Origin of the sequence: Streptomyces sp. NPDC020362 (genome assembly GCF_040642095.1) — a bacterium.
In the GTDB taxonomy this organism is placed as follows: Bacteria; Actinomycetota; Actinomycetes; order Streptomycetales; family Streptomycetaceae; genus Streptomyces.
The window spans coordinates 119,937-135,316 of sequence record NZ_JBFAET010000002.1; the positions used below are offsets into that span (position 1 = coordinate 119,937).

13 protein-coding genes are annotated in these 15,380 nt (G+C 70.0%); 9 read left to right on the forward strand and 4 right to left on the reverse strand.

Features of this window, described 5'->3' with window-relative positions; genetic code table 11:
• The first annotated feature begins 29 nt into the window (after positions 1-29).
• The 3 genes from AB0H32_RS01825 to AB0H32_RS01835 all read left to right on the forward strand — a co-directional run bounded on the left by AB0H32_RS01825 (position 30) and on the right by AB0H32_RS01835 (position 3,213).
• A complete protein-coding gene (locus tag AB0H32_RS01825) occupies positions 30-659 on the forward strand; it encodes a TetR/AcrR family transcriptional regulator (RefSeq protein ID WP_361112597.1) in 630 nt (209 codons plus the stop codon).
• Between the two features lie 187 nt (positions 660-846).
• Entirely contained in the window at positions 847-1,896 is a 1,050-nt protein-coding gene (locus AB0H32_RS01830) for an endonuclease/exonuclease/phosphatase family protein (RefSeq protein WP_361112600.1), read from the forward strand.
• A gap of 96 nt (positions 1,897-1,992) precedes the next feature.
• Positions 1,993-3,213, forward strand: coding sequence for an MFS transporter (locus AB0H32_RS01835; protein WP_361112603.1), 1,221 nt, complete (start codon positions 1,993-1,995; stop codon positions 3,211-3,213).
• 199 nt (positions 3,214-3,412) lie between these two features.
• On the opposite strand, the gene AB0H32_RS01840 is transcribed toward AB0H32_RS01835, so the two are convergent.
• Together AB0H32_RS01840 and AB0H32_RS01845 are read right to left on the reverse strand one after the other, a co-directional pair.
• Positions 3,413-4,456 (reverse strand): FAD-dependent monooxygenase, encoded by a 1,044-nt coding sequence (locus AB0H32_RS01840; protein WP_361112606.1) that lies wholly within the window; start codon positions 4,454-4,456, stop codon positions 3,413-3,415.
• A 106-nt stretch (positions 4,457-4,562) separates the two neighbouring features.
• Positions 4,563-5,006: an Rrf2 family transcriptional regulator gene (locus AB0H32_RS01845; RefSeq protein ID WP_361112609.1), complete on the reverse strand. Its 444-nt coding sequence runs from the start codon at positions 5,004-5,006 to the stop codon at positions 4,563-4,565.
• A 137-nt stretch (positions 5,007-5,143) separates the two neighbouring features.
• Here AB0H32_RS01845 and AB0H32_RS01850 point away from each other — a divergent pair, with 137 nt between their 5' ends.
• From AB0H32_RS01850 to AB0H32_RS01860, 3 genes are all read left to right on the forward strand, one after another.
• Positions 5,144-5,821 (forward strand): DUF3105 domain-containing protein, encoded by a 678-nt coding sequence (locus tag AB0H32_RS01850; protein ID WP_361112612.1) that lies wholly within the window; start codon positions 5,144-5,146, stop codon positions 5,819-5,821.
• 20 nt (positions 5,822-5,841) lie between these two features.
• Positions 5,842-6,450, forward strand: a complete 609-nt coding sequence (locus tag AB0H32_RS01855; protein WP_361112730.1) for a DUF305 domain-containing protein — start codon at positions 5,842-5,844, stop codon at positions 6,448-6,450.
• 210 nt (positions 6,451-6,660) lie between these two features.
• A complete protein-coding gene (locus AB0H32_RS01860; protein WP_361112615.1) occupies positions 6,661-8,604 on the forward strand; it encodes a S53 family peptidase in 1,944 nt (647 codons plus the stop codon).
• 129 nt (positions 8,605-8,733) lie between these two features.
• Here AB0H32_RS01860 and AB0H32_RS01865 read toward each other — a convergent pair whose 3' ends face one another.
• Positions 8,734-9,537 carry a HEAT repeat domain-containing protein gene (locus AB0H32_RS01865; RefSeq protein ID WP_361112618.1) on the reverse strand — a complete coding sequence of 268 codons (804 nt, stop codon included), beginning with the start codon at positions 9,535-9,537 and terminating at the stop codon, positions 8,734-8,736.
• Positions 9,538-9,582: 45 nt separating this feature from the next.
• Positions 9,583-10,767, reverse strand: coding sequence for a globin domain-containing protein (locus tag AB0H32_RS01870; RefSeq protein ID WP_361112621.1), 1,185 nt, complete (start codon positions 10,765-10,767; stop codon positions 9,583-9,585).
• A 306-nt stretch (positions 10,768-11,073) separates the two neighbouring features.
• Here AB0H32_RS01870 and AB0H32_RS01875 point away from each other — a divergent pair, with 306 nt between their 5' ends.
• The 3 genes from AB0H32_RS01875 (at position 11,074) to AB0H32_RS01885 (ending at position 15,379) form a co-directional block, all read left to right on the forward strand.
• Positions 11,074-12,435, forward strand: a complete 1,362-nt coding sequence (locus AB0H32_RS01875; protein WP_361112624.1) for a glutamine synthetase family protein — start codon at positions 11,074-11,076, stop codon at positions 12,433-12,435.
• Between the two features lie 1,378 nt (positions 12,436-13,813).
• Entirely contained in the window at positions 13,814-14,029 is a 216-nt protein-coding gene (locus tag AB0H32_RS01880; protein WP_361112627.1) for a hypothetical protein, read from the forward strand.
• An 873-nt stretch (positions 14,030-14,902) separates the two neighbouring features.
• Positions 14,903-15,379, forward strand: a complete 477-nt coding sequence (locus AB0H32_RS01885; protein WP_361112630.1) for a hypothetical protein — start codon at positions 14,903-14,905, stop codon at positions 15,377-15,379.
• The last annotated feature ends 1 nt before the right edge of the window (position 15,380 follow it).

Below are 15,380 nucleotides of genomic sequence, written 5' to 3' on the forward strand. Positions count from 1 at the left end.
TTCCCGCAGCACAGTGAAAGGACGGACGAGTGAGCCTTGCCGAGAGCCGGCCGCGGCCGGACGGTCCCGTCAGGGGGCGCCCGCGCAGCGAGGCAGTGGAACGCGCCATCCTGGAGGGGGTGATGAAGCTCCTGGAGGAAGGCGTACCCCTTGCCGAACTCTCCATCGAGCGCGTCGCACGCACGGCCGGGGTCGGCAAGGCCACCATCTACCGCCGCTGGAGCGGCAAGGAGGAGCTGTTCGTCGACGTCATGCGCGCCGCCGAGCCTCCCGACCCCGAACTCCCCGGCACCTCCATGCGCGACGACCTCGTCGTCCTGCTCGAGGCCCTGCGCCAGCGGGGCCTGCTCAGCCGTTCCTCGGCGATCCTGCACAACGTGTACGCCCAGATGAAGAGCAGCCCCAAGATCTGGACGGCGTACCACGCCAACGTCATACAGCCCCGGCGCGACCTCGGCCTCGAAGTGCTCCGCCGAGGACAGTTGAACGGCGAACTGCGGGCCGACATCGATCTGGCGCTGGCCAACGACATGTTCGTCGGCCCCATGCTCGTCCGGTCCGTCATGCGTCCCGAGGCCGATCTGCCCGAGGGGCTGGCCGAGGAGATCGTCGACACGGTCCTGAAAGGCCTACGACCCGTCAGCTCAACATCCTCGTAGCACTCATGTGCACGTTTCGTCACAGAACGGGCCCGTCCGGGGGTTACCGGAACCCCCGGCCCCGCCCCGTTCGTCCTCGTCTTCCGTACGGCCGTCATGGGACGGCAGGAACGGACCCGATCATCCCCTAGGGTCGGTAGAGCGCGGGGGAACGACGGTGGGCACGGCAGGCAGTGAGGCAGACGGTATGGCGCAGCAGGCGTACATGACGGAGACGGACAACGGCGGCTCGGGGCCCGAGCGACCGGGAACCCGGCTCCGGCGCCTGATGCACCGCCTGCTCCACGGCTGGCGCGGCGATCCACGCATCTGGCGCCGGGGCATCGTCCTCGCCGTCCTCGCGCTGCTGCTCGCCCTGGTGATGCTGATCCACTCGCGCATGCCCAACACGATCGGCAACCTCGGCTCCCTCACCGAGACGTTTCTGCCCTGGCTGGGCCTGCTCATCCCGGTGCTGGTGGTCCTCGGCGTGATCCGCAAGTCGGCCACCGCCCTGATCGCCGTGCTCCTTCCGGCCATCGTGTGGCTGAACCTCTTCGGCGGGCTTCTCACCGACAAGACGGGCCCCGGCGGTGACCTCATGGTGGCCACCCACAACGTCAACGCCGACAACCCCGCCCCGGCCGCGACCGCCCGCGACGTCGCCTCCTCCGGCGCGGACGTGCTGGCCCTGGAGGAGCTGCCCGCCTCCGCCGTGCCGGTGTACGAGAAGGCGCTCGCCCCGACGTACCCGCACCACGCGGTCGTCGGCACGGTCGGCCTCTGGAGCAAGTACCCGATGACCGACGTCAGGGCCGTCGACATCAAGCTCGGCTGGGAGCGCGCGATGCGGGCGACCGTGGCCACCTCCAAGGGCCCGCTCGCGGTCTACGTCGCCCACATGCCCTCGGTGCGGGTGAAGGTGGAGGCAGGGTTCACCGCCCGGCAGCGGGACAAGAGCGCCGACGCCCTCGGCGAGGCGATCGCCGACGAGACGCTGAAGCGGGTCGTGCTGCTCGGCGACCTGAACGGCACGATGAACGACCGTTCGCTCAACGCCGTCACCTCGCAGATGCGTTCCACGCAGGGCGCGGCGGGCAGCGGCTTCGGGTTCAGCTGGCCGGCGTCGTTCCCGATGGCGCGGATCGACCAGATCATGGTGAAGGGTGTCGAGCCGGAGAGCTCCTGGACCCTGCCGCGCACCAACAGCGACCATCTGCCGGTGGCCGCCCGTGTGAAGCTGGACACGCCCTCGTAACCGGCCGGAATACTGGGCCCGGGAGACTTTGTTCCGCAGCTGAACATAAACTGGACGGAACACGGATCCCTCTCCCCTGAAAGGCACAGGCCCTTCATGCCCCTGGCCCTGCTCGCCCTGGCCGTCGGCGCTTTCGGTATCGGTACGACCGAGTTCGTGATGATGGGCCTGCTGCCCGACGTCGCGGACGACCTGCACGTCTCCATCCCCACCGCCGGGCACCTGGTGTCGGCGTACGCGCTGGGCGTCGTCATCGGCGCCCCGCTGCTGGCCGCCGTCACCGCGCGGATGTCCCGCCGCACGGTCCTGATCGGCCTGATGGCCCTGTTCGTGGTGGGCAACGCGCTCTCCGCGCTCGCCCCGGGCTACGACTGGCTGCTGGCCGCCCGCTTCCTCAGCGGTCTGCCGCACGGCGCCTTCTTCGGCGTCGGCGCGGTCGTCGCCACGAACATGGTCGCGCCGGAGCGCAAGGCCCGCTCCGTGTCCCTGATGTTCCTCGGCCTGACCGTCGCCAACATCGCAGGGGTCCCGGTCGCCACGCTGATCGGCCAGCACCTCGGCTGGCGCGCCACCTTCCTCGGCGTCAGCGCGATCGGCCTCGCCGCGATAGCCTCCCTCGTCCTCCTGATCCCGCACGACCACTCCCACGCCCCCGCGACCGGCCTGCGCGGCGAACTGGCCGCCCTGCGGTCCCTGCCGGTCTGGCTGGCGCTGGGCACGACGGTGGCGGGTTTCGGTGCCCTCTTCGCCGCCTACAGCTACGTCACCCCGATGCTGACGGACTCCGCGGGCTTCGCCGAGTCCAGCGTGACCCTGCTGCTCGCCCTGTTCGGCGTCGGCGCGACGGCGGGGAACCTGCTGGGCGGACGGCTGGCCGACCACTCCATGCGGGGCACCCTCTTCGGCGGCCTGGCCTCGCTGGGGGTCGTCCTGCTGCTCTTCCCCCTCCTGATGCGGGCCGAGTGGAGCGCGGCCCTGGCGGTGGCCCTGCTCGGCATGGCGGCGTTCGTCACCGGCTCCCCGCTCCAGCTGATGGTCATGGAGAAGGCCTCCGCGGGCCCCTCCCTGGCCTCCTCGGCCAACCAGGCGGCGTTCAACCTGGCGAACGCCGGCGGCGCCTGGATCGGCGGCCTGGCCCTGGCCGCGGGCTTCGGCGTGACGTCGCCCGCGGTGGCCGGAGCGGCGCTGGCCGTGCTGGGCCTCGGGGTGGCGGGCGTGGCGTACGGGGTGGACCGGCGGCGGGAGGCTCCGGTGGCGGGCCGGGAGCGCATCGTCGCCACGCACGTGCCCGAGCAGTCCGGGGCGCTGCACCGCTGACCCAGGGGGCTCCGCCCCCTGGACCCCCGCTCGCCCACCCACCCGACTCGCTCGGCTTCGACGTGCACCCGGCTCCGTACGAGCCCGGCATGACCGGCACCGGCCTCCTGGATTCCGACGGCAACCGCGTCGGCGAGCGGCCGAGCCCCCCGCCGGCGAGCCGGAGAAGAGGTGAGGGCGACCGGTCGCGGTGGGGTGCTCACGCGCCGAAGCGGCGTGCTCCCTCGCGGCCGATCCGCTGGTTCTCGCTCACGTACGGGCGCAGTTCCTGCTCGTAGGCCGCGAAGGCCTTGCCGTGGTCGTCGCCGCAGGCGGCGAGGTGGCGGGCGAGGGTGTGGGCGCCGACCAGGGCCTGGGAGGTGCCCATGCCGGAGGTCGGGGCGGCGCACTGGCCGGCGTCGCCCAGCAGGACCACACGGCCCTCGGACCAGCGGTCCAGGTGCACCTGGCAGGCTGAGGAGAAGTAGAAGTCGGTAGCGGCGGACATGTCCTCCAGGAGACGGGGTACGAGCCAGCCGGCCCCGGCCAGCCGCTCGCGGGTCACGCGCTCCTGTTCCGCCCGGTCCAGCAGGTCGAGCGCGGGGGAGTCGCTGGCGAAGGACAGGCTGACGGACGCCCGCTCCGGGTCCGCCGCGCTGAACATGTAGACCGCCCGTCCGGGGGTCTGCCACAGCGCTCCCCGGTGGTCCAGGCCGAGACGGTTGGCCGTGCTGAAGCCGGCGCCCGACAGGCCGAGGTGCCGGATCACCTCGGAGTGCGGGGCGAAGACCAGGCGGCGTACCACGGAGTAGATGCCGTCGGCGCCGACCACCAGGTCGTAGGTGTCCGGCTCGGTCCGCTCGAAGCCGACCCGGACGCCGTTCGCGTCCTGGTCGATGCGGTCGATGGAGTCGTCGAAGACGTAGCGCACCGTCTGTGCCGTGCGCTCGTGGAGGATGCGGGTCAGCTCGCGCTTGGGCACCTCCAGCTCGCCGCCGAACACCTCGGCCGGCAGCTCGCCGGTGCGGTTGCCGTAGGGGTCCAGGAGATCGGTGCCGGTCGTCCCGGTCGCGTGCGCGCGGACCCGGGCGAGGATGCCCAGTTCCCGAAGCACATCGAGGGCCGGTCCCCGGAAGTCGATGGCGTAGCCGCTGTCGCGCAGGGCCGGGGCGCGTTCGACGACGGTCACCTCATGGCCGTCGCGGTGCAGGAACCATGCCAGGGCGGGCCCCGCGACGCTCGCGCCGGAGATCAGGATCTTCATGCGTACCCCCTTGTCGAGCCGGACGGAGGTCTTCCACCCTTCAGCAGGCCGCCGACGTCGATCAAGGACCTTTTGGGACAGCCGGCCGTGCGCCGGGAACGGGCCCTCAGCCGTCCTGCGGTCCCCTGGAGATGCCCAGCAGCAGGGGGCCCGTCGGATCCGCCACGATCTCCCGCACCGTCACCGGGTCCAGCGTCGCGAAGAACGCCTCCTGGGCCCGGCGCAGAGCGCCCCGCAGGCGGCAGGCCGAGACGAGGGGGCAGGGGGTCGTGCCCTCGCAGTCGACCACGTCGCCCTCGCCCTCGAAGGTGCGGACGATCGCACCCACGGACGCGCCACGGCCCTGTTCGGTGAGGGTGAGTCCGCCGCCCCGGCCGCGGCGGGCGTCGACCAGACCGAGGTGCTGGAGTTCCGCCACGACCTTCGCGGCGTGCGTGTAGGGCACGTCCATGTCCTGGGCGACCTGGCGCGTCGTGGGGCTGGCGGAGCCGGCGACGGCGAGCCGCATCAGGACCCGCAGGGCCAGGTCGGTGGAGCGCAGCAGCCGCATACCGCGAGGGTAAGTAATGCGCATCCGGGGTTCAAATTTGTCCCGGCTGCCCTGCCCTCCCTACGGCACGGGGCGGCGCGCCCACTACGATCAGCGAGCCCCACCCTCACGTCCCTTTCCCCAGAAGGACTGTCCTCATGGGTTCCGCGAAGAACAGCAGCAGCGCCGCGCGCAAGGCGCGCATAGAAGAGATGCGGCGCACCGAGCGTGCCCGCGAGCGCCGCAACCGGGTGCTCGTCGTCGCGGCCAGCGTCGTGGTCGTCGCCGGTCTCGTCGTCGGCGGCGTGGTCCTGGTGAACTCCCAGTCGGGCAAGAAGGACTCGACCGTGAGCGGCGACGCCAAGGACTCCGGGGACTCCGGGCACTTCACGACCGGCAAGGACGGGGTGAAGACCTGGTCCGGCAAGCTGTCGCGGACCCATGTGACGACCAGGGTGTCGTACCCGATGCACCCGCCGGTCGGCGGCAACCACAACCCGGTGTGGCTCAACTGCAACGGCGACGTCTACACCAAGCCGGTGCAGGACGAGAACGCCGTGCACGCGCTGGAGCACGGCGCGGTCTGGGTGACCTACACGAGCAAGGCGGCCAAGACGGACGTCGACGCACTCGCGGCCAAGGTGAAGAAGACGCCGTACTCGCTGATGAGCCCGTACGAGAACCAGGCCGCCCCGCTGATCCTGTCGGCGTGGGGCCACCAGGTGACCGTGAAGAGCGCGAACGACCCCGAGGTGGACAAGTTCTTCGCCGCCTATGTGCAGGGCCAGCAGACGCCCGAGCCGGGCGCCTCGTGCACCGGCGGGGTCATGAAGTGAGGCGGCAGCACATCGGCTGGATGACGGGCGCCGCGGCGGCGGCGCTCGTCGCGGCCGGGGCGATCACGTACGCGGTCGCCGAGGACGGCGGCGGATCGGGCCCGAAGACGCCCACGGCCGAGTCCGCCGACGCCGGGTTCGCGCGGGACATGGCCGTCCACCACCAGCAGGCCGTCGAGATGTCGTACATCGTGCGGGACCGCACGAAGAACGAGGAGGTCCGGCGCCTCGCCTACGACATCGCGCAGACGCAGGCCAACCAGCGCGGGATGCTGCTCGGCTGGCTGGATCTGTGGGAGCTGCCGAAGGTGTCGGCCGAGCCGCCGATGACCTGGATGGGCATGGGCGACATGGCCTCCGGCAAGGACGGCGCGCTGATGCCGGGCATGGCGACCAACACCGAGATGAAGAAGCTCCAGTCGCTGAGCGGGAAGCAGGCGGAGATCTTCTATCTGCAGCTGATGACGGACCATCACAAGGGCGGCATCCACATGGCCGAGGGATGTGCCGCCAAGTGCAGCGTCGGCGTGGAGAAGAGACTCGCGCAGGGCATGGTCGACGCGCAGCAGTCGGAGATCGAGCTGATGGCGGGCATGCTCAAAGAACGCGGCGCGCAAGCCCGTTCGTAACACCTCCGTCAGGACGAAAGCGTCAAATCGCCCCACCTGAATGTTCCTTGGGTTTCTCTTGACCTTTGCGTTCCCCTGGCATGAACGGTTCATCGAGAGAGTGGCCCCCATCGTGTGATCCATTCGCGGGTCGACGCCGCCGCGGGCCCGCGCCCGGATCCACGACGTTCCGACCACTACATGCATGCGAATCGCATCGCAGGGGGTTCTATGAGATCCAACCGTGCCAAGGCGCGCGCCGGTGTGAGCATGGCAGCGACACTGCCCATGATCGCCGGTGCTCTGGCGCTCGGCATACCCGCGGCGCACGCCACGGACACCCCGTCCCGTGACGCGCTCGCGGGCACCAAGCCCGCGTGGGCCACGGCCAAGGCGGACAAGGGCTCCACCGCCGACAGTGCCCAGGTCAAGGCCCGGGTCTACCTGGCCGGCCAGGACCGGGCCGGACTCGCCGCCTACGCCAAGGCCGTGTCCGACCCCAGCTCGCCGCTGTACCGCAAGTACCTGAGCCCCAAGAAGGCGCAGGCCCGCTTCGGGGCCACCAAGGCCCAGGTGGCCGCCGTCAAGTCCTGGCTGAAGTCGGCCGGACTGCAGGTCACCGAGGTCACCGCGCACTACGTCGCCGTCTCCGGTGACGTCTCCGCGGCGGAGAAGGCGTTCGGCACCCAGCTGCACAACTTCACCAAGGGCGGGAAGACCTACCGCGCTCCCGCGAAGTCCGCGTCCGTGCCGGCCGGTCTGAAGGGTGCCGTCCTCACCGTCACCGGCCTGGACACCGCGCCGCACAAGTCGAACCACGACGACCAGCTGCCGCCCCCGGACGCCGTGTTCAAGAACTCCGGGCCGTTCTCCTCGTACTACGGCTCGAAGATCGCCACCAGCCTCCCGGACGCCTACGGCCAGAAGATCCCGTACGCGATCAAGGGCTACACCGGCAAGCAGCTGCGCTCCGTCTACGGCGCCGGCGACTACACCGGCAAGCACGTGCGCGTCGCCATCACGGACGCGTACGCCTCGCCCACCATCGCCTTCGACGCGGGCACGTACGCGCTGAAGAACGGTGACGCGGCCTGGAAGACCGGCCAGCTGCACCAGGTGCTGCCGAAGAACTACACGAAGACCAAGGAGTGCGGCGCGGCCGGCTGGTACGGCGAGGAGACCCTCGACGTCGAGGCCGTGCACGCCGTCGCGCCGGACGCCGACGTCACCTACGTGGGCGCCGCGTCCTGCTACGACGACGATCTGCTCGACTCGCTCAGCAAGGTCGTCGACAACCACCTGGCCGACATCGTCTCCAACTCCTGGGGCGACATCGAGGCCACCCAGACGCCGGACCTCGCGGCCGCCTACGACCAGGTCTTCCAGCTGGGCGCGGTCCAGGGCATCGGCTTCTACTTCTCCTCCGGTGACGACGGCGACCAGGCCGCCAAGTCCGGTACGAAGCAGGTCGACACCCCCGCCAACTCGGCCTGGGTGACCGCGGTCGGCGGCACCTCGCTGGCCGTCGGCAAGGGCGACACGTACCAGTGGGAGACCGGCTGGGGCACCGAGAAGGCGACCCTGTCGGCCGACGGCAAGAGCTGGACGAACTTCCCCGGCGCCTTCACCTCGGGCGCGGGCGGCGGCACCAGCAAGACCGTCCCGCAGCCGTACTACCAGAAGGGCGTCGTGCCGAAGGCGCTGGCCACGGCCAACAACGCCGCCGGCAACCGCGTCGTCCCGGACATCGCGGCCATCGCCGACCCGAACACCGGCTTCCTGGTCGGCCAGACCCAGACCTTCCCGGACGGCTCCGAGCAGTACAGCGAGTACCGCATCGGCGGCACCTCGCTGGCCGCCCCGGTGATCGCCGCGGTCCAGGCGCTGGCCCAGGAGGCGGGCGGCGGCAAGGCGCTCGGCTTCGCCAACCCGGCGATCTACGCCAAGTACGGCAAGAAGGGCGTGTTCCACGACGTCACGGACAACCCGACCGGCTCCGGCCTGGCGGTGGCCCGTATCGACTTCGTGAACGGCCTGGACGCCTCCGGTGGCCTCGCGACCTCGGTCCGCAGCCTCGGCAAGGACAGCTCGCTGTCCGCGGTGAAGGGCTACGACGACGTCACCGGCGTGGGCTCGCCCGCGAACGGCTACGTCCAGTCGTACCGCAGCCACTGATCACAGCAGGTGGCTGAGGGGGCGTGGGGTGTGCACCACCCCGCGCCCCCGTTTGCGTCGCTGCGGCGGTTCGACCGGCCCGGCGGCCGGGCGAGCTGACGGTTGGACCGGCCCGGCGGGCGAGCGGAGTCAGGAGTCGCCGCGGATCGTCTCCACCGCCTCCCGGACGTCCGGGTGCGGGTCGTCGGCGAGGCTCTCCAGCAGTTCGGCGACCCCGGGGGTGGACCAGCGGCCGACGGCCCACACCAGGTCCTCCCGCACCCCGGGGTCGGGATGGGCGGCGAGGTGGGCCAGCCGGGGGAGCGGGCCGCGGCGCCGCGTGCCGAACCAGTGCAGTGCCGCCCGCAGCGCGGCGGAATCACCCGGATCCCCGGCCGCCGCGACCCGCGCGAGCAGCACCCGCGCCGGTGGTGGCGGACCGTCCAGAGGATGCGGCATCCGCTCCCGCAGGCGCCGCGACCCGTACTCGCCGCGCACCCGGCAACCCAGGCAGGTGCAGGGTGACACGCCGTGCGCGTCCGGCCAGTACCGCCATCCCGCCACCTGCGGCGCGGTGCGGATCCGGTGCACCTCGCGCGGCCCGATCGCCCGGGGCACGAAGACCTCCCAGCCGCGCGGATCCTCCAGCGCCCCGATCCGGCGCACCGCCTCGGCCGCGGGGACGGCCGCCTGGGCGCCCCGCGCCCGGTCCGGGTAGCGCCCGACCAGCACGTCCTGGCCGTCGTCCAGCCGCACATGGACCGCCACGAGCCCTCCCCGGCTGCCGGAACGCGCCAGTTCACGCAGCCACTGGTGGGTGAGGGTGTACGAGGGCAGCACCGGGAAGCAGAACACCCCGCGCGCCCCGCCCTGTCCGTGGCTGACGGCACGGATTCCGGACCGCCGGATACGGGGCGCGTTCGCCGCCGAGGTCAGGTGCACGAACATTGCCATGGGCGGCATGTTAGGTGCCCGCGAGCGGCTCGCGCGGCCCTCCGCTCAGTCCTGCGCCAGCCAGAGGTCGGGTCCGAAGACCTCGTAGTGGATGTCGGCCGGAGCCACGCCCTTTCCGATCAGCTGGGTGCGCACCGCGCGCATGAAGGGCAGCGGGCCGCACAGGTACGCGCGCGTGCCGGGGCGTACGGCGATGCCGGTGAGGTCGACCAGGCCGGTGCGGGTGCCGGGCTCCGCCTCGCGCTCGTAGAAGAAGTGCACCGAGGCGTCCGGGAGTTTGGCGGCGCAGGCCTCGTGGTCGGTGCGCAGGGCGTGCTCGGCGGGGGAGCGGTCGCCGTGGACGACCGTGACGGGCGCGCGGTGGCCGTCGGCCGCGAGTGCGGAGAGCATCGCGACCATCGGGGTCACGCCGATGCCCGCGGAGGCGAGCAGGAGGGGCGTGTCGCCGGTGTCGCCGAGCACCAGGTCGCCGTACGGCTCGGACAGGTCGAGGACGTCGCCCTCGCGCACGCGCGCGTGGAGGTGGTTCGAGACCTCGCCGTCGGGCTCCGCACCGCCGTGCACGCGCTTGACGCTGATCTGCCGGTGCGCGGGGTCCGGGGCCCCGGAGAGGCTGTACTGCCGTATCTGGCGGGCCCCGTCGGGCAGGGCGGCGGCGACGGACACGTACTGGCCGGCGCGGAAGCCGGCCACCGGGCCCCCGTCTGCCGGCCGCAGCCGGAAGGTGACGACGTCCGCGGTCTCGGCGATGCGCTCGACGACCTCCCACGGCCGCAGGCCACGGCTGCCGCTCTCCTCGTACAGCCGCTTCTCGACGGCGATCAGCGCGTTCGCCATCAGCCAGTACACCTCGTCCCAGGCGGCCGCCACCTCGGGCGTGACGGCCTCGCCGAGGACCTCGGCGATCGCGGCGAAGAGGTGCTCGTGGACCACCGGGTACTGCTCGGGCGCCACCCCGAGGGAGGCGTGCTTGTGCGCGATCCGGCCGAGCATCGCGTCGGGCCGCCGGTCCGGGTGCTCCAGCAGCTGGGTGGCGAAGGCGGCGATGGAACCGGCGAGGGCCTGCTTCTGGGCGCCGGAGGCCTGGTTGCCGCGGTTGAAGAGGTCGCGCAGCAGTTCGGGGTGGGCGGCGAAGAGGCGGGCGTAGAAGCGCTCGGTGATCCCGCCGATCGCGGCGCCGACGGCGGGAAGCGTGGCGCGGACGGTGACTGCGGACTGCTCGGACAGCATCGGGGCTCCTCGTGGCTCGACTGATCGGCACCGTATGAAAACTTGCATCTGAGATGCAAATTAAATCGACGTGGCCTCGCTCACGCAGGAAGCGGACCGGCCATTACGGATGTCGCTGCGAGCAGGCAAGATGGGCTGCAGAGCAGTACACCTGTGGGACGCAAGGCGTTCAGGTCGAGGTCGGCCGGGCGATCAAGGTCCGCAACGCGCCCGAAACGGTGTTGTGGTGTGATGCTCAGGTGCCCGACCGCCTCCGGGGACACCCGGGGAAAGGCGGCCTGACCAGCAAGGATGGGGAAGCTGAAGATGGACAAGCAGCAGGAGTTCGTGCTCCGCACCCTGGAGGAGCGCGACATCCGGTTCGTACGCCTCTGGTTCACGGACGTGCTGGGCTTCCTCAAGTCCGTCGCCGTGGCCCCCGCCGAACTGGAGCAGGCCTTCGACGAGGGCATCGGCTTCGACGGCTCCGCCATCGAGGGCTTCGCCCGCGTATACGAGTCCGACATGATCGCCAAGCCGGACCCGTCCACCTTCCAGGTCCTGCCGTGGCGCGCGGAGACCCCCGGCACGGCCCGCATGTTCTGCGACATCCTCATGCCGGACGGCTCCCCGTCCTTCGCGGACCCGCGCTACGTCCTCAAGCGCGCCCTGGCCCGCACCTCCGACCTGGGCTTCACCTTCTACACCCACCCCGAGATCGAGTTCTTCCTGCTGAAGGACCGCCCGCTGGACGGCACCCGCCCCACCCCGGCCGACAACTCGGGCTACTTCGACCACACCCCGACCAACGTCGGCATGGACTTCCGCCGCCAGGCGATCACCATGCTGGAGTCGATGGGCATCTCGGTCGAGTTCTCCCACCACGAGGGCGCCCCCGGCCAGCAGGAGATCGACCTGCGCTACGCCGACGCGCTCTCCACCGCGGACAACATCATGACCTTCCGCCTGGTCATGAAGCAGGTGGCGCTGGAGCAGGGCGTGCACGCGACCTTCATGCCGAAGCCTTTCTCCGAGCACCCGGGCTCCGGCATGCACACCCACCTCTCCCTCTTCGAGGGCGACCGCAACGCCTTCTACGAGTCCGGCGCGGAGTACCAGCTCTCCAAGGTCGGCCGCTCCTTCATCGCGGGCCTGCTCAAGCACGCGGCGGAGATCTCCGCGGTCACCAACCAGTGGGTGAACTCCTACAAGCGGATCTGGGGCGGCTCCGAGCGCACCGCCGGCGCCGGCGGCGAGGCCCCCTCCTACATCTGCTGGGGCCACAACAACCGCTCGGCCCTCGTCCGGGTCCCCATGTACAAGCCCGGCAAGACCGGCTCCGCGCGCGTGGAGGTCCGCTCCCTGGACTCCGGCGCGAACCCGTACCTGGCCTACGCCCTCCTCCTCGCCGCGGGCCTCAAGGGCATCGAGGAGGGCTACGAGCTTCCGCCGGGCGCCGAGGACGACGTCTGGGCCCTCTCGGACGCCGAGCGCCGCGCGATGGGCATCGAGCCCCTGCCGCAGAACCTCGGCGAGGCCCTGACCCTCATGGAACGCAGCGACCTGGTCGCCGAGACCCTCGGCGAGCACGTCTTCGACTTCTTCCTGCGCAACAAGCGGGCCGAGTGGCACGAGTACCGCTCCGAGGTCACCGCGTTCGAGCTGCGGAAGAACCTGCCGGTGCTGTAGGGGCAGGTCAGAGCCGGTTTCCGGCGAAACGACCCCGTGGGGCCGTCGGTCGTGGACCGGCGGCCTCACGGCGTCGCACAGCCTCTGGGCCGTCTCTGGGCCGTCAGAGTAAATCTCCGACGCCTACAGCCATCCTTGGAGCTCGGGCCATGTGTTGCTCCAAGGCGTCCCCGGAATCCAGCTCGCGCTGCTCAGCAGCGAGCTGTTCCAACTTTCGCTTCATCGATCAAGCCGGCTGCGCTCCGCTCCGCCGGGCGCGCTCCCGGCTCCGCTGCGCGCTGCGCTCCTGCCTTCGGCCCGCTCTGCGCGCGCTGCGCCGACGCGCGCCCACGTGGCCAGAGCTGGGACATGAGTTGATCACCGTAGAGAGCGAGCCACGGTCAGAGCCAGCCTCCGGCGGGGGCGCTCAGGCTCCGAGATGGCGGGGGCGCCGTTCGCGGGTGCCGGTCGACTAGTGGCGTGCGTGGGGTGCTCCCATCCCGTCTGCCATCGGCCCACACACCGTGGAGCAGACGCGGCCCAGGGCGTCCAGGTCGTTCGTACAGTGGCGCGCTCCACCTGGACGCCCTGAACCACGCCCGCTCCACGGTGTGTGGGCCGACGGCAGACGGGATGGGAGCTGGGGAGGGTGGTGGGTTGAGAGATCTGCCGAGCACACCAGAGGCCTGCAGGTCAGTGCCCATCGCCCCCGCCAGGCGGCCGACGGTCCTTCAGCATTCCCACGACGAATGTCGCGACCCCCGTTCCAGCCATAATCAGCGCTGCAACCGCAGTCATGACTGCGGGGGCGTCTCCCACCTTGGCTGGAGAGGTGTCGTCAGCGTGCCCCGGCGGGACCGTCCTAGTGACCGTCGCGGTCACGGTCGGCGTAGGTGATGGCGACTCTGAGCTAGGGCTCTCGCCGCCACTAGCGCTGGGTGGAGTAGCTTCTGTGCCGGGGGCGCTGGGTGGAGTAGCTTCTCCGCCGGTCGACGTAGCAGAAGGCGACGTCGAACCGCCCAGCCCTTGACTATTCCGGGTGATGAAGAAGACCGCAGCGAGCAAAGCCACACTCGCACACAGCAGGACAGCGCCAGTCAACACGAGTCGTGATCGTCTGGCCATACCACGCCTCCCGGGTTCCCACGATGGCCAGCGCCTGGCTTCGCGGCGCGTCACAACACCAGGTTGCTATGTGATCGCCGACCACGCGACATGAGCACGACCGGACCATGGGAGGGCGTGAATGGCAGTTCAAGCTCCGACTAGGCTTCTTGCGGCCCCCCGATGCCTCACAGCGCTGCGCGGGCGGGAGAAGGCCACGCGTGCCCCCCACGTGCCCGATCAGGCAGTGCGCGGCGGGGAACAACGGGGAAGGCCGGAGGTCACACCCCCGCTGATGGCCGGGATGTACGCCCTGGCCGGCAACCCCGCCGCGGGCACCTTCCCCAACTCCTACCCCTACGCCCACCCGCAGGACTTCTTCGACATCACCACCGGCACTGCGGGTACCTTCTCCGCGGTGCCGGGATACGACGCTCCCACTGGCATCGGCACTCCCGACGGCGTTGCCGGACTGCGTGACCCCTCGGGCGAGGGGTACGGCGCCGCCTGATCGAGACATCCAGCCAGGAAAGACGCCCATGGTGAGCGGGGCCGGGTACTCGCTTCCCCGCTCACCGACCGCTATGAGGCGGGCAGCAGGTCTCAGGCCCGACGCCTGCAAGTGGAAAACCACGGCGACGAGCAGGCACCGCGCAGCAAAACGGCCCCCGACCGTCTCACCTGGTCAGGGGCCTTATAACGCGGCATGTTTGGCATGTATCGACGCCCTGGCAGCCGACGCGTACGGTGCCGCGTGCATCCAACTCAGGCAAACACGTTCCGGGGTCTTCCCAGGCTCTTCTCTCTACCCGGCTGAGTGCGGCCTCCACGATCACTGAACGCGGCGCCAGATGTTCTCTTTACGGCCGCACCACAACCGCACCAGATCGAGCGGGGAACAGCGGGGAATCACGGTGAAAGCAGCCCAGCACCATGAGAGCACGGCACAACCGTTCGCACAGGTCCGGGCACCGAGGGGCCCCAAGGAGCCGCAGCTTCCCAAGCTGAGGGCCCCAGCACCGTGGTCACGGGCTGGCCGTCGTAGCTTGCTCTCGTCGATTCGCCGACGGCTACTGACCTTGATTGGGCAATGTCGAGTGATTGCCTGACAGTTGAGGGGGTTCGGTAGGTCTGTGCGGGTGAACGCCCTGCGAGAACGACGAGATCACCTCCGTCGCCGAGAGGCTGAACCCGAGTTTACGCCGCGGCAGCAAGGGTTCCAGGCGGTCGCAGAACCCATCTGACGCGAATCCGTGGCCCGAGGTGCTCCTGCATTGTTTGATACAGGAGTGAATTGACCTGCCCGCGCCGATGGCACAAACGGGGATTAAAGTCCACAGATCAGGGAAGGTCCCACAGGGGTTTCGTGTCACGAGGGGGAGCCTTGAGTACTCTGATCTTTGGCATCATAGCTTCTGCAGCGGCAGTATTCTCGATTCTGTTTTCTGCCTGGCAAATTCGCCAACTGACGCGGCAAACGGTTATCACCAACGGAATCGCAGCTGCATCAGCCATCTATAATAGTGTTGAAAGGCTCCACAACGTCGGTACGCTCATCTTCCAGCACCCCCAGCTGAATCAGTACTTCTTTCATGGTGCTGCTGTGCCGGAGCCTGGGGATGAGAGGGAACAGGTCCTGACTCTAGCTCACATGTTCGCCGACGCTCTCGACTATGGCCTCATGATTAAATCACTGGCTCCGGGGGCAAGTGAGTATGATTGCTGGGATTATTATGTAGCCGGAATGTTCGTAACTTCTCCTGCCATACGACAGGTTGTGCTCGATCACCCGTCCTGGTGGCCGACGTTGACGCCACATCTTTCGGAGCCGCCTCCGCCAGCCACTATGCCGCGGGTTTGAT